Here is a 13,594-nt window from a genome sequence, read left to right as displayed (position 1 = left end):
ACGCCATGCCTCTCGGGACCGGTTCTCCGGCGCAACCGTTCGCCCATCTCCAGGCGCAGAACTCGGCGCTGTATCGGCAGATCCTGGACGCATTCGTTGCGGCGAAGCAGCGCTTCACCGTGCACCTGCGGCCCGAGGACGTCCTGATCGACATCGGGGCGGGGCCGTCGCTGGAAACCGTTCGCGCCGCCCTGGATCAGCTCGCCGAGTGGGGAAATCTGCGCGCCGACCCCGACACCGGCCGGGTGACAACGGTTGAGGACTTCCACCGGGCCCGCTACCTCTACCAGCTCACCCGGGAGGGGCACGCGGCGGAGGAGGCGATCGCCAGGTACGAGGAGGCGATCGGGCGGCGGGGCGCCCTGCAGTCGGTGGCCCTGTCCGACATCGCGGAGCAGCTGCGCGGGCTGCTGGCCGTCGCCGAAGCGGCGGCGGCTGGCGAGCCGCCGGACGCGGCGAAGACGCACCTGCTGTTGCTGAGCCTCGTCGACCGGTTCACCGGCCTGGCCGACAACGCGCAGGCCTTCATGGCGTCGCTGCGCCGGACGATCGACTTCTCCGACGCCGACGTCGCGGCGTTCCTGGCGTACAAGGAGCAGTTGATCGCCTACCTGGAGCGGTTCATCGCCGACCTGGCCAACCGGGGCGCCGAGATCGCGGCGCTCACCCGCCAGATCGAGGCGGTCGGCGTGACGCCGCTGCTGGAGGTGGCGGCGCGCCGCGAGGCCGCCGACACCGCTCCCACCGAGGAGCACGGTGGCGCAGACGCGCAGGATGGCCTGGACCGGGACGCCTGGGGCGGGCACGACGCCGCCATGCGGCAGGCCCTGGACACCTGGCGCCTGCGCTGGGCGGGGCTACGCGACTGGTTCGTCAGCGGCGACAGCAGCCGCCCTGCCCAGGCGCGGCTGCTGCGTACGGCGGCGATCGGCGGAATCCGGCAGTTGCTGAGTACGGTTGCCGCGATCAACGAGCGGCGGGCCGGGCGGTCGGACCGTTCGGCGGACTTCCGCCGGCTCGCCCTCTGGTTCGCCGAGGCGCCGGACGACGAGGCGGCGCACCGGCTTTGGCACACCGCGTTCGGGTTCTCCCCCGCCCGGCACCTCACCACCACCGCCGAGACTCTCGCCGCCACCGAGGAGCGGCCCGTGCCGGCGGCCACGCCGTGGGCGCGCGCGCCCCGCCTGGAGATCAGCCCTCGGTTGCGCCGTACCGGCTCCTACGAGCGGCGGGGCGCGCCGAACCGGGTGATCGACCGGTCGGAGCAGCGCCGCGTGCTCGCCGAGCGGGTGCGCCGGGAGGCGGAACAGACCGCCCGCGCCCGGGCCGCGCTGGCCACCCCGGGCCCGATCCGCCTCTCCGAGCTGGCGGAGCTGGACTCCGCCGAGTTCCGGCTGTTCCTCCAGCTGCTCGGTGACGCCCTGGCCACCCGCCGGCCGGGCCAGTCGGAGGTGACCACCACGACGTCGGACGGCACGATGGTGGTCCGGCTGCGGCGGGTCGACGCGGCCCCGCCGGTGCGGGTCGTCACCGAGGACGGGGTGCTCACCGGGCCGGAGCATCTCATCGAGATCATCGACCTTGTTGGGGCGGCCCGGTGAGGGGGCGCGCCGTCGCCGACGACGTCCCGGAGGCGCGGCGACGCAGGGCCGCGCGGCTGCTGCTGGCCCGCCCGCTGCTGGTGGCCGGGCTCACCGACGCGGAGACCTACCGGCTGGTCCGGGCGTACGCGGCGGAGCTGCGGGAGTGGTTCGACCGGGAGACCGGCTGGCAGGTGGTGGCCGACGCCCACACGGTACGGCTGGTGAAGCTGACCGCCGACCCGCACGACGGCACGCATCCGGCGCGGGATCCGCGGTCGCGGACCCCGTTCTCCCGGCAGCGGTACGTGCTGACCTGCCTGGCGCTGGCGGCCTTGGAGCGTGCCGACGGGCAGATCACGTTGGGCCGGCTGGCCGAGGAGGTGGTGACGGGGGCCGCCGAGCCGGCGCTGGCGGCGGCCGGGTTCTCGTTCGCGCTGGACCGGCGGGAGCGGCGGGCCGACATGGTGGCCGTGGTCCGGTTGCTGCTGCACTGGGGGGTGCTGCGCCGGGTGGCCGGAGATGAGGAGGCGTACCTGGGTGCCGGCGGAGACGTCCTGTACGACGTGGACCGGCATGTGATCGCCGGCCTGCTCGCCGCGTCCCGGGGGCCGTCGATGATCGACGAGTCGACGGGGCCGGGCCGGCTCGCGGCGTTGACGCTGGAGGTCGTACCGGATGTGGACGACGCCCGGAACCGGGCGCTGCGGCACCGGCTGACCCGGCTGCTGCTGGAGCAGCCGGTGGTCTACCACGACGAGCTCTCCGAGGCTGAGCGCGCCTACCTGACCAGCCAGCGGCACGCGTTGCTGACCCGGATCACCCAGTTCACCGGCTTGGTCGCCGAGGTGCGCGCGGAGGGGATCGCGATGGTCGATCCCGAGGACGAGCTCACCGACGTGCGGATGCCGGCCGAGGGGATGCAGAGTCACCTGACCCTGCTGTTGGCGGAGCACATCGCCGCCGGTGACGGCGGGGTACGGGTCAGCGAGCTGCACCGGCGCACCCGGGAGCTCGCCGTCGAGCACCGGTCGTACTGGCGTAAGCACGCCACCGACCCGGGCGCCGAGGTGGACCTCGTGGCCACGGCGCTGGAGGCGCTGCGCGCGCTGAAGCTGATCCGGGTCGAGCCGGGCGCAGACCCGCTCGTGCTGCCCCGACCGGCGATCGCCCGATATGCCCTGGCCGCGCCGACGATCCGCGAGCCGGCCGCCCGACCGGTGGGCACCGACAAGTCCGAACGATCGAGGGAAACTGCGCGATGACCGTACCGCTGGCCGACCAGCTGCCGCTCCCGGCGAAGGAACGCTGGCAGCCGTTGCGCGCCGGGCTGGTCGACATCTTCTACTACGACCAGGAGGAGTTCCACTTCCACGGCGGGAGCCTGCTGCTGCGGGGCAACAACGGCACCGGCAAGTCGAAGGTGCTGGCGCTGATGCTGCCGTTCCTGCTCGACGGGGACCTGGCGCCGTACCGGGTGGAGCCTGACGGTGATCCGCACAAGCGGATGGAGTGGAACCTGCTGCTCGGCGGCAGGTATCCGCGCCAGGAGCGGCTCGGCTACACCTGGTTGGAGTTCGGCCGCCGTGACCGCGACGGGGACCGTTTTCTCACCATCGGGTGCGGGCTGAAGGCGGTCGCCGGGCGGGGCATCGCCCGGCACTGGTTCTTCGTCACCAGCCAGCGGGTCGGCGTCGACCTGACGCTGGTGGGTGCGACCGGCACGACGTTGACCCGGGAGCGGCTGCGCGACGCGGTCGGGCCCGCCGGAATGGTCTACGACCGGGCGGCGGACTACCGGCGGGCCGTGGACGAGGCGCTGTTCGGGCTCGGCAGCCGGTACGACGCGTTGGTCTCTTTGCTGATCCGGCTGCGCCAGCCGCAGCTGTCGAAACGGCCGGACGAGAAGAGCCTGTCCCGGGCGCTCACCGACGCGCTGCCGCCGCTGGACGAGAACCTGGTCACCCAGGTCGCGGAGGCGTTCCGCAGCCTGGACGACGAGCGGATGACGCTGCGGGAGCTGGCCGAGACGAAGCGGGCCGCCGACGACTTCCTCACCCGCTACCGGCAGTACGCGCGGGTCGCGACGCGCCGCCGGGCCGGGCTGCTACGCCAGCAGCACAGCCGCTACGAACAGCTCGGCAGGGAACTCGCCGAGGCGCAGCGGGCCTACGAGCAGGCCGACGCCGACCTGACCCGGGCGTTGGCGCGCATCGACGGGCTGACGGAGCAGTCCGGGGAGCTGACCACGCGGCTGCAGGCGCTGCGGGACAGCCCGGAGGCGCGTACCGCCGAGCATCTGCGCCGGCTGCGGGGCATCGCCGACGAGCGGGACCAGTTCGCCGCCCGACAGGAGGGGCGCCTGCGCGACCTGGAGGCCGACGTGGCCCGCACCGGCCGGGCCGTGGAGGACACGGCCCGGGAGCTGCAGCAGGCGCAGGACGCCGAGGACGCGGCCCGCGCACAGGTCGAGCGGGACGCCGCAGCGGCGCGACTGGCCGACCGGCACGCGGCGCGGGTGGTGGCCGCGCTGCCGGTCGGGCTGGCCGAGGCGACCCGCGCCGCGGACGAACTGGTCGCCTCACGGTCGAGTTCGCTGCGGACGCTGGACCGGCTCCGCGACGCCGCCGACGCGGCCCGGGGTCGGGCGGACCGGGCCCGCGAGGAGGTGAACCGGCTCGACGCCGAGATGGCCGCCGCGGACCTGCGGATCGCGGAGGCCGAGTCGGCCGCGACCGAAGCGGGTGAGCTGCTGGTCCGGCGGACCCGGGAGCACCTCGGTGGCGTGGTCGAACTGCCGGTCGGTGACCTCGACGGCGTCCTCGCGGAACTGGAGCAGTGGGTCGGCACGCTGGCCGGAGAGAACCCGGCGGCGCGGGAGACGACGCGCGCCGCCACAGCCGCGACAGAGGCCCTCGCCCGCGCCGACGCCGCATTGGAGGCCGAGGAACGCGAGGTCCGCGACGGTCTACAACGGGCCGAGGCGGAGCTACGCCGGCTGGAGGCGGGAACGCATCAGCCGCCGCCCGCACCGCACACACGCGCCGACGAGGCACGCCGGGACCGGCCGGGCGCGCCGCTGTGGCGGGTGGTGAACTTCGCCCCGCAGGTGCCGGCGTCGCAGCGGGCCGGCATCGAGGCAGCCCTGGAGGCGGCCGGCATTCTCGACGCGTGGCTCGACCCCGACGGGGCGCTGCGCGACCCGCTCAGCGGGGACACCGTGCTGCGGCCCGGCGGGGCGGTGACGGCGAACCTGGCCAAGCTGCTCCGCCCGGCGGTCGACCGGGCGGACCCGGCCTGCGCGGCGCTGTCGGACGAAGCCGTCACCGGTGTGCTCGCCACGATCGGCCTCGGCGCCGGCGCAGCGGCGACCTGGGTCGACGTGACCGGCGCGTTCGGCAACGGGGTCCTCGCCGGACGGTGGGCCAAGCCGGCGGCGGAGCACATCGGCGACAGCGCCCGGGAGGCGTCCCGCCGGGCGCGGATCACCCAGCTGCGGCGGGAAGCCGAGGAGCTGTCGGCGCGGCTCGCGGCCGTCGCGGGCCAGCGCGGCGAGCTGCGCCAGCGGCGGGAGCGGGTCGTCGCCGAGGCGCGGGCGCTGCCGTCGGACCAGCCGCTGCGGGAGGCCCACACCCAGGTACGCGGCGCGTACGAGGCCCGCCGCGACATCGTCGGCCGGCACGACGAGGCGGATGCAGCGCTCGGGCGGCGGCTCGCCGAGGCAGCGGCCGCGCTGGCCGAGGCGACCGAGTTCGCCGACGACGTCGACCTGCCGTACGACGTCGAGGAGCTGGCCGCGGTGCGGGACGGGCTGCAGTCGTACCGGGTGGCCCTGGCCGCCTGGTGGCCGACCGTAATGGGCGTGCGTGCGGCGCGCATCCGCCGGGACGAGGCGGCCCAGCTGCACTCCGAACAGCTGGAGCGGCTGGCGCCGGCAGCGGCCGAGGCGGCCGAGGCGCGGGACGCGGCGCGGGCGGCCGAGTGGAGTTCGAGACGCTGAACGCCACCGCCGGCGCGTCCGTGGCGGACCTGCAGCGCCGCATCGCCGAGGCGACCAGCCTGCTGGACGGCTGCGACCGCGACCGTGAGGAGGCCCGCGGGCAGGAGGCAGCGGCCCGGGACGCCCGGGGTGACGCCGGCGGGCGGCGCAGCCGGCTGCAACAGGAGCTGCACGCGGCGACCGGGGACCGGGACGCCGCCGTCGAGGGGCTACGCGCCTTCGCCGGCACCGGCCTGGTCGACCTGGCCTGCCCCGACCTCGAGGTGCCGGACGTGGCGCAGTCGTGGGCGGCGACCCCAGCGGTGGCGCTGGCCCGGGCCGTCGAGCGGGAACTGGCCGACACCGACGACGACGACCGCCGTTGGGATCGGCTGCAGCAGCAGGTCAGTATGGATGTGAAGGCGCTGACCGACGGCCTCTTGCGGCAGGGTCACCAGGTGGTGACGACCATCCGTGAGGAGACGATGGTCGTCGAGGTCAGCTTCCAGGGGCGTAGCCGCACCGTCGCCGACCTGGCCGCCGCGCTGGTTGACGAGATCGACGAGCGGCAGCGGATGCTTTCCGCGCACGAGCGGGAGGTGCTGGAGACGCACCTGGTCAACGAGGTCGCCGGGGCGCTCCAGGAACTGATCGTCGGCGCCGAGCGCCAGGTCGCGGGGATGAACGAGGAGCTGGAGGTGCGGCCCACCTCGACCGGCATGCGGCTGCGGCTGCTGTGGCGGCCGACCCGCGACGCCCCGGCCGGATTGGCCGAGCTGCGCGCCAAGCAGTTGCGGCAGAGCACGGACGTCTGGAACGACGAGGACCGCCGCGCCGTGGGCGCCTTCCTCCAGGAGCAGATCAACCGGGAACGGCTACGCGACGACGCGGCGACCTGGTCGGAGCAGCTCACCCGCGCGCTGGACTACCGGGCGTGGCACGAGTTCACGATCCAGCGGCACCAGGACGGGCAGTGGCGCCCGGCGACCGGGCCCGCGTCCGGCGGTGAGCGGGTGCTCGCGGCGAGCGTTCCGCTGTTCGCCGCCGCATCGTCCTACTACGGCTCGGCCGGCAACCCGTACGCGCCGCGGCTGATCGCGCTGGACGAGGCCTTCGCAAAGGGTGGACGACGACTCCCGGGCGAAGTGCCTCAGCCTGCTGGCCACTTTCGACCTCGGCGTGGTGATGACCAGCGAGCGGGAGTGGGGCTGTTATCCGCAGGTGCCCGGCCTCGGGATCGCCCACCTTGCTCGGCACGACGGCATCGACGCGGTGTTGGTCTCCCCGTGGCGCTGGGACGGACGCGAACGGCACCTGTTGCCCACGCCGGAGCGGCCGGCGCCGCGGCAGCGGGACCCACAGCCGCACGAGCATCATCCCGAGCCGGGGACGACCCCGGGCCTGTGGGACGGGCCGTGACCGACCTGGAACGGCTGCGCCGGCAGCTCGGCGGGGCGGAGACCGAACGGCTGTTCCAGCGGTTACGCCGCCGCATCGCCCGGGGACAGCCGCTGACCGGCACCCTGAGCCTGGACGGGCCCAGCCCGGACGAGCGGCGGGCGGTGGAGCGGGTCCTGGGCCGCCCGCCCGGTCGCGGCAGCACCCTGACCATCAACCTCGACGAGCTGGATCGGACCATCCGGCGCAGCGGAATGCACCCCGACGGCTTGGCCGGGGCGGTCGAGGCGCTGACCGGAGGCGTCGCGGTACTCGCCGAGGTGCGGGCCGCCGAGGCCGCCGCCTGGCAGACCTCCCTCGCACCGCTCGCCGTGCTCGGCGGCGCGCGCGCCGAACTGGCCGAATGGTGCGCCGCCCCGGGCACGGCCGCGCTGCTACGGCGGCTGGCCGGTACGCCGCCGGCGGCGGCGCGGCTCGTGGCCGACCTGGTTGCCGTCCTCGCCACGCTGCCTGCGGACGGGGAACCATTAGCCCGAATCGCGGCCCGCACCACCGGCGACGCGCACGCGCTCGACGCCGGCCGGGCGCTGGAGACAGTGGCCCGCTCTGCCGTCCGGGCCACCTGGTGGCAGGACGCGCCGCTGCCCGAGTCGGCCGCCGAGCAACGCCGGATGCTCTGGTACGCCGCCGGGGTGTTCCTCGACGGTCTCTCCTGGACCGTACTCGCCGTCAACCTGCCCACGATCCCCGGATGCCGGCTGCACGACCTCGTCGCGCCCGCCGCCGCGCTCGGGGAGCCGGTCGTCGTGACCCTGCGCCAGCTCGCTCGCGGAGAGCCCCGTTTCGCCGCCCGGACCGTGTACGTCTGCGAGAACCCCACGGTGCTGGCCGCCGCGGCCGACCAGCTCGGTGCGGCGTGCCCGCCGCTGGTCTGCGTCGGCGGCCAGCCCAGCACCGCGGCGCTGCGGCTGCTGGCCAGCCTGGTCCAGTCCGGCGCCCGCCTGCGGTATCACGGCGACTTCGACTGGGGTGGCCTGCGGATCGCCAACCTGCTGCGCGGCAGGGTGCCCTGGCAGCCGTGGCGCTACAGGACCGCCGACTACCTGGCCGGGGTCGCAGCCCGCACCGCCCAGCCGAGTACCGGAGGGTCGCTGAGTGGCATGCCGACCGACGCGGCCTGGGATCCGCGACTCGCTGCGGCGATGCTCGCGGCCGGGGTCCGAGTCGAGGAGGAACTGGTGCTCGACAAGCTGATCACCGATTTGTCGGCGGCGACGGGACATTGAGGTCGCCGCTGTCGGGGCCGTAGGCGTTGCAAAACGGCTGCAACCGCACGACGTCGACGAGTCTCGCCCGGGGGATCATGGACAGGATCGCAATCGTCGGCTGCGGCGGCAGTGGCAGGTCAACCGTCGCCCGGCAGCTGGCCCGGATCTTCAATTCACCACTGACTCACCTCGACGCGATCTACTACGCCGAACAGTGGAACCCGGTGCAGGAGCAGTTCGCTGACCAGCAAAGGCAGCTGGTTTCATGGGAGTAATCCTCGGTGAGGAGTGCGTCGTGTCTGCCCTGGCCGAGGCGGCGGATTTCCCAGAGATCGCTCAGCCACCCCATCCGCAGCCACCCCATCCATACGAGGGAGGTCTGAGGTACTAGCATTGCCGCAGTCCGGGACGGCTCTGCTGAAACGAGGCGAAATGCGTTGGCTCCGGCGGTTACTGGGCGGCGGGCGGGTCCAGCTCGATCCGGGGCGGCAGCAGGCACTGCTACGGGACGTTCAGTGCCGGTACGGCGCTCGCGCGGAGGTCCGTTTTTCCGAGCAGGTCGAGGCGGTCACCGCAATGTTGAACGGCGACGACGGCTTGGTGGTGGCGGCCCGGATCGTGAGCCAGGTCGCCGACGAGGCCCACGCGGACCTACAGGCCCAGGCCAACGAAATACACCGACGGACGGGCCGGCGGCTCGTGGTGCACCGCCGGAACTATCGGCCACTGTGGATGGAGGCCGGCTCAGCCCTGCGGTGGCCACTGTTCACGTTGCCGTGCGGCTTCCACCCGTACGCGCAGGTGGCCGCCGCCGTCGCGGTAGTCGGCAGCCAGGCGCCCCGGCTCGATCAAGTGACCGACCCGAACCCGCTCCTGACCCGCGTGTTCGAGGTCCTCGACCTCACCACCGCCGGCTGGGAGTACGGCCGGGTGCGGATAGACACCGACGCTGCTGCCCTGGCGGATAGACTGATCTCGAGCGCTGGGCAGGTCCTTGCAGCCATGGACGACCCGCCCCGGCTGCCACCTCCGGTTCGTGAGTGGATGCGCCGCAACAACACCTTCGACGTGCACGATCCGACCGGCCCTCGGGCGGTAGGCGTGATCAATGTGGGCGCGAGGATGCGGGAGTGTCTCCTGGTCTAAAGAACACGGCGGCAACCGGATGCAGCCGGTGGCGCCGGCGTTCATCGCTTCGACCGCGCGTGCCGCGCTCGATGCCGGCTATCACGTCATTCTGGAAGGCATCCTGGACAACCGCGGCCATGGCGCGATCCTGCGCCGGCTCATCGCCGAGCATTCCGGGCCGAGCACCGTCTTCTACTTCGACGTGTCGTTCGACGAGACGGTGCGCCGCCACCTCAGCCGCGCGGAGCCGATTCCGGTCACCGCCGACCAGATGCGCGAGTGGTATGTGTCCCGCGACCTGCTCGGTGTCGACGGTGAACACGTCCTGGCGGAGACCACCGGCTTCGACGGAGCTGTCACGACGATCCTGCGCGCCAGCGGCCTGGCCGAGGCCGAGGCTTTGACTCCGTGCCCAACCCGTTGCCCCCGCTGCGCCGAGAAGAGCAGCGCCACAGCTGATCTCGGCGGCGCCGGTGGGTAAGCCGGCCATAGGTGAACAGCCGGGCGGCCAAGGTCAAGATGGGGCGCCACCCGAGTGGCTGCGGCTCGCCTCGGCGGGTGAGCAAGTCCGGGTCTGGCCGCCCGCCCCTGGCGACGAACCCCGCCCTGATCGAGACGGCTACCGACGCACGGGTGCGCCAGAGCATCGGTGGCCCCCTTGATCCGGTCATCGCGGCAGCCAGGGCCTCACAGAAGGTCGCTGCCCGTCCGGGGACCGGGCGCAGCGATCGCCACGTTCTCGCCCTTTCGAGGACGTGGTCGTTGCGATCCTCGCCCGGTCCGGGACCGAGCGCAGCGTCGTAAGTGGCCTTGTCGACCCGGCGGGTACCGGCGACGTTGCGATCCTCGCCCAGCGCGGTGGCCGGGCGCAGCTCGTCGGCGCGCAGTGCGGCGCCCGACATGAGTGACGCGTTCGAACATGCAGGGTCGGCGGTGGACCCAAGGCGCATAGGCGGGGGCAGACCCGGCTGCATCCTGTCCCCGCCGGGCGAGGACCGCAACGCAGCCAGTCAGTGGACTGGTACCACCGATGGACCGCGCCTGACCGAGCGCACCGGCGAGACCCTGGTCTCACCCGAGCACCGAACTGGTCGTTGTGACGTAGCTTGCCGATGTGCCGTTGATCGACATCACCACGGTGGTCCGCGCGCCGACGGAACATGTCTTCGACCTCTCCTTGGATGTCGACGCGCACACCGCCTCCATGTCCTCAGCCGGAGAGCAGGCGGTGGCTGGCATCCGGTCCGGTCGAATGGCCCTCGACGACACGGTCACCTGGGCCGCTCGACACTTCGGTATCCGCTGGCGGATGACCTCGAGGATCAGCGCATACGACCGCCCCCATCGGTTCGTCGACGAGCAAGTCACAGGCCCATTCCGCCGTTGGCACCACGAGCACACCTTCACCTGGGACGATGCTAGCGAGGCCACCGTCATGCGTGACGTGATCGACTTCGCCGCCCCGTTCGGCGTGCTTGGGTGGCTAGTCACCAAGATCTTGTTGCTGCGGTACATGCGCCGGCTGATCCAGGATCGGAACGCCTACCTTGTCAGCACCCTCTCCCACCAAGCCGACCTGCCCTGACCATGGAACCGTGCGCGAGGTTCAAGGAGCTCTTTCATCCTGCGTAGCGATTGGCTTCGACCCGGTGCAGGACCAGGATGGCCTGCACGATCGTGGTGGCTCGACGTGCCACCTCCACCGATCCGGCGACCACGCGACCTGACCAGGCAACGCACCAACCTCGTGCGCGAGAGAGCCCGAGCACTCAACCGGCTGGACAAGGTCCTTGAAGACGCCGGCATCAAGACGTCACTGGTACTCGCCAAGACGCTGAGCATGTCCTCACGGGCGATGATCGAGGCCCTGATTGCGGGTGAACGAGACGCAGCGGTGCTGGCCGACCTGGCGATCGGCAAAGCCCGCGCAAAGATCGCGGACCTGCGCGAAGCGCTGGTCGGGAACTTCAACCATCATCACGTGTTCCTCGCCGACCAGGCCCTGCGACACATCGACTTCATCGATGGCCAAATCCGCGCCTTCGACCGGCAGATCGAAACCGAGCTGCAGCCCTTTCAGCACCACCACGACCGCCTGATCACGATCCCGGGAGTGTCCACTCGCATCGCGCAGATCATCATCGCGGAAACCGAGCGGACATGACTCGCTTCGCCTCTGCCGCCATGCTGGCAAGCTGGACCGGGGTGGCGCCGGGCAACAACCAGTCCGGACTCGCGACACACCCCGCGCCGACCACTCATGGCAACAGATGGCTGCAGGGAGCGCTCGGAGACGCCGCCGCAGCCGCGGCCCGGACGAGGAACACCTACCTCAACGCCTACTACCAACGGCTTGTCCGCCGAAGAGGCAAGAAACGATCACTCGTCGCAGTCATGCACAAGATCATCATCAGCACATAGCACATGCTCACCAACGACAGGTACTACCAAGACCTCGGCCCTGACCACTGGGTCACCAACCCTCAGCAAGCCGAGCGTCGCCGACGCCGTCTCCTCGCAGAACTCCACGCGCTGGAGGCGACAACCTCCGACCAGCACCCAACTGACCACCCCACCGTGCCAGCTTCTTTTCGAGTCAGATCCTGACCAAGCTCCGCTGCTGCCCCCGACGGGCCACCGCGATCATCAAGGCCATCCTCGCCCTACATCACGGCCCGGCCAGCCAAACCCACGATGAAAAGCGCTCACTCATGGTGGACGGGGCGTACGCGGCGACGTCAGACGGCACCGGCTCAAGCGCGACGGCAGGCGAGATCGACATTCACACCGAAGAGGTCGGCTGGGGCTGTAGTGATCCGCAAAGCCCAGCCGACCGACGAACATGGCTCGAGGTCGATGCGGCTTGCACTTCAGCGCTTGCGGGTCCGCCCTGCGGGCGGCCTCCGGCCGTCCTCGGGCAGCCGACGGCGCCGTCTCAATTCTCGTCTCGTTCACTGACGTTCGTCACGGGTCAGGAACGGCTGTTAGGTGTCGATTTTCCTGATCATGGACGTCTGTGGACCTCTTCAGCGTCGACCAGAAATTCTTGCGAGGTGCACCTGCCCATGGGGTGTGGTCAGAACGAGATACTCGCCACAGCAGCCGTCACAAGACGCTGACCCGCCGCCGAGGCGCGGGGGCCGGTATCCTGTCCCGCCGACCGGTTCGGACACCGACCGGACTACCGGGCGGCGGGCCGGACCACGAGTTGGCTCACCTGCGGCAGCCGGACGCCGAGATCCCGCGACCGGCCGGTCGCCGCGTCGACGGCGGCGAGTTGCCCGTCCAGTCCGGTGACGAACAGCCACTTGCCGTCCGGGGACCAGACCATGGACCCCGGACTGGCCTCCACCGGCAGGTCCAGCACACGAACGACACCCGAGCGCAGATCCAACAAATGGACCCGGGGCGCGCCGGTGGCGTTCATGGCCACCAGGGCGGCCATCCGACCGTCACCGGAGATCGCCCCCCGGTCGAAGGCGGTGATCTCGGCCGGCAGCGTGACCGCCCGCCGGGCACCGCCGGGGTGTGAGATCAGCACGCCCGCGCACCGCAGACGCTCGTCGCACTCCCGGGCCAGCCAGTGACCCGGGCCGACGGCCACCAGGTCGCCCGTGGTGATCCGGCGGACCCCGTCGGGACGGACGGTGTAGACCCCGCCGGTCGCGGTGATCGCCGGATAACCGGCCCCGTCCGGCTGGGCGAAGCTGCTGACCCCCGCAGGCAGGGCGATCTCCACACCGGTGGCCCTGCCGTCGAACCGGGCCAGCAGCATCCTGGGCCGCACGCCGTCGCCGTCGGACACCCACACCGACTCCGGATCCGGCCCGGGCAGCATCGTTCCGGACCGGTCAAGGTCGTTGGTTGTCTCCGTCGATGGCCGGCCGTCGGGCACCCGATAGCCCTCCACCGCGTCGACGGGACGGATGACCACCCCGTCCGGGGAGAGCAGGAAGCTGACCGGGCCGGTGCTCTGCAGCGCCCGCACCGGGGTGATGCTCACCCGGCCCCGCGCGAACTCGATCCGGATCACCGCGTCCGGCCCCCGGCCGTACAGCTGCCAACCGCCGGTGATCCCGAGCAGGGGCCGCCCGACCTCAGTGACCGCCGGTGACGCTCCGGTCGTGGCTGGCCCCGGGGTGGCCGGGGCGGTGGCCGCGGGCGCCGACGACGCGGCCGGCGGCGACGGCGACCGGCGCGCCCGGGGCGGAACCCGGTCGGCCCCGGGACGCGCGGACACG

General features: G+C 72.3%; 10 protein-coding genes and 1 pseudogene. 10 read left to right on the top strand and 1 reads right to left on the bottom strand.

Features of this window, described 5'->3' with window-relative positions:
* Nucleotides 1–5 precede the first annotated feature (5 nt).
* The 10 genes from AB0L34_RS15750 (at nucleotide 6) to AB0L34_RS15705 (ending at nucleotide 11,774) form a co-directional block, all read left to right on the top strand.
* A complete protein-coding gene (locus AB0L34_RS15750; RefSeq protein WP_363705193.1) occupies nucleotides 6–1,601 on the top strand; it encodes a TIGR02677 family protein in 1,596 nt (531 codons plus the stop codon).
* The gene (locus tag AB0L34_RS15745; protein ID WP_363705192.1) at nucleotides 1,598–2,845 is read left to right on the top strand and encodes a TIGR02678 family protein; all 1,248 of its coding nucleotides are present in this window, start codon (nucleotides 1,598–1,600) and stop codon (nucleotides 2,843–2,845) included. The genes AB0L34_RS15750 and AB0L34_RS15745 overlap by 4 nt, the downstream gene beginning before the upstream one ends.
* Nucleotides 2,842–5,580 carry a TIGR02680 family protein gene (locus AB0L34_RS15740; protein WP_363705191.1) on the top strand — a complete coding sequence of 913 codons (2,739 nt, stop codon included), beginning with the start codon at nucleotides 2,842–2,844 and terminating at the stop codon, nucleotides 5,578–5,580. The genes AB0L34_RS15745 and AB0L34_RS15740 overlap by 4 nt, the downstream gene beginning before the upstream one ends.
* Nucleotides 5,562–8,243, top strand: coding sequence for a TIGR02679 family protein (locus AB0L34_RS15735; protein ID WP_363705190.1), 2,682 nt, complete (start codon nucleotides 5,562–5,564; stop codon nucleotides 8,241–8,243). Before AB0L34_RS15740 ends, AB0L34_RS15735 begins: the two co-directional genes overlap by 19 nt.
* A gap of 77 nt (nucleotides 8,244–8,320) precedes the next feature.
* The gene (locus AB0L34_RS15730) at nucleotides 8,321–8,500 is read left to right on the top strand and encodes a hypothetical protein (protein WP_363705189.1); all 180 of its coding nucleotides are present in this window, start codon (nucleotides 8,321–8,323) and stop codon (nucleotides 8,498–8,500) included.
* Nucleotides 8,501–8,657: 157 nt separating this feature from the next.
* Entirely contained in the window at nucleotides 8,658–9,371 is a 714-nt protein-coding gene (locus AB0L34_RS15725) for a hypothetical protein (protein ID WP_363705209.1), read from the top strand.
* Nucleotides 9,372–9,390: 19 nt separating this feature from the next.
* Nucleotides 9,391–9,834: a kinase gene (locus tag AB0L34_RS15720; protein WP_363705188.1), complete on the top strand. Its 444-nt coding sequence runs from the start codon at nucleotides 9,391–9,393 to the stop codon at nucleotides 9,832–9,834.
* A gap of 633 nt (nucleotides 9,835–10,467) precedes the next feature.
* The gene (locus AB0L34_RS15715) at nucleotides 10,468–10,938 is read left to right on the top strand and encodes an SRPBCC family protein (protein WP_363705187.1); all 471 of its coding nucleotides are present in this window, start codon (nucleotides 10,468–10,470) and stop codon (nucleotides 10,936–10,938) included.
* A 162-nt stretch (nucleotides 10,939–11,100) separates the two neighbouring features.
* Nucleotides 11,101–11,517: a hypothetical protein gene (locus AB0L34_RS15710; protein ID WP_363705186.1), complete on the top strand. Its 417-nt coding sequence runs from the start codon at nucleotides 11,101–11,103 to the stop codon at nucleotides 11,515–11,517.
* Nucleotides 11,514–11,774 (top strand): transposase, encoded by a 261-nt coding sequence (locus AB0L34_RS15705; RefSeq protein ID WP_363705185.1) that lies wholly within the window; start codon nucleotides 11,514–11,516, stop codon nucleotides 11,772–11,774. Before AB0L34_RS15710 ends, AB0L34_RS15705 begins: the two co-directional genes overlap by 4 nt.
* Nucleotides 11,775–12,534: 760 nt before the next feature.
* On the opposite strand, the pseudogene AB0L34_RS15700 reads toward AB0L34_RS15705, so the two are convergent.
* Nucleotides 12,535–13,594 (bottom strand): annotated as a pseudogene (locus tag AB0L34_RS15700) (hypothetical protein); the annotation flags it as partial.

Origin of the sequence: Micromonospora sp. NPDC052213, assembly GCF_040679695.1 — a bacterium.
In the GTDB taxonomy this organism is placed as follows: domain Bacteria; phylum Actinomycetota; class Actinomycetes; order Mycobacteriales; family Micromonosporaceae; genus Micromonospora.
Note: the sequence above shows the minus strand (reverse complement) of the source record. Positions and strands in the feature narration are given on the sequence as shown.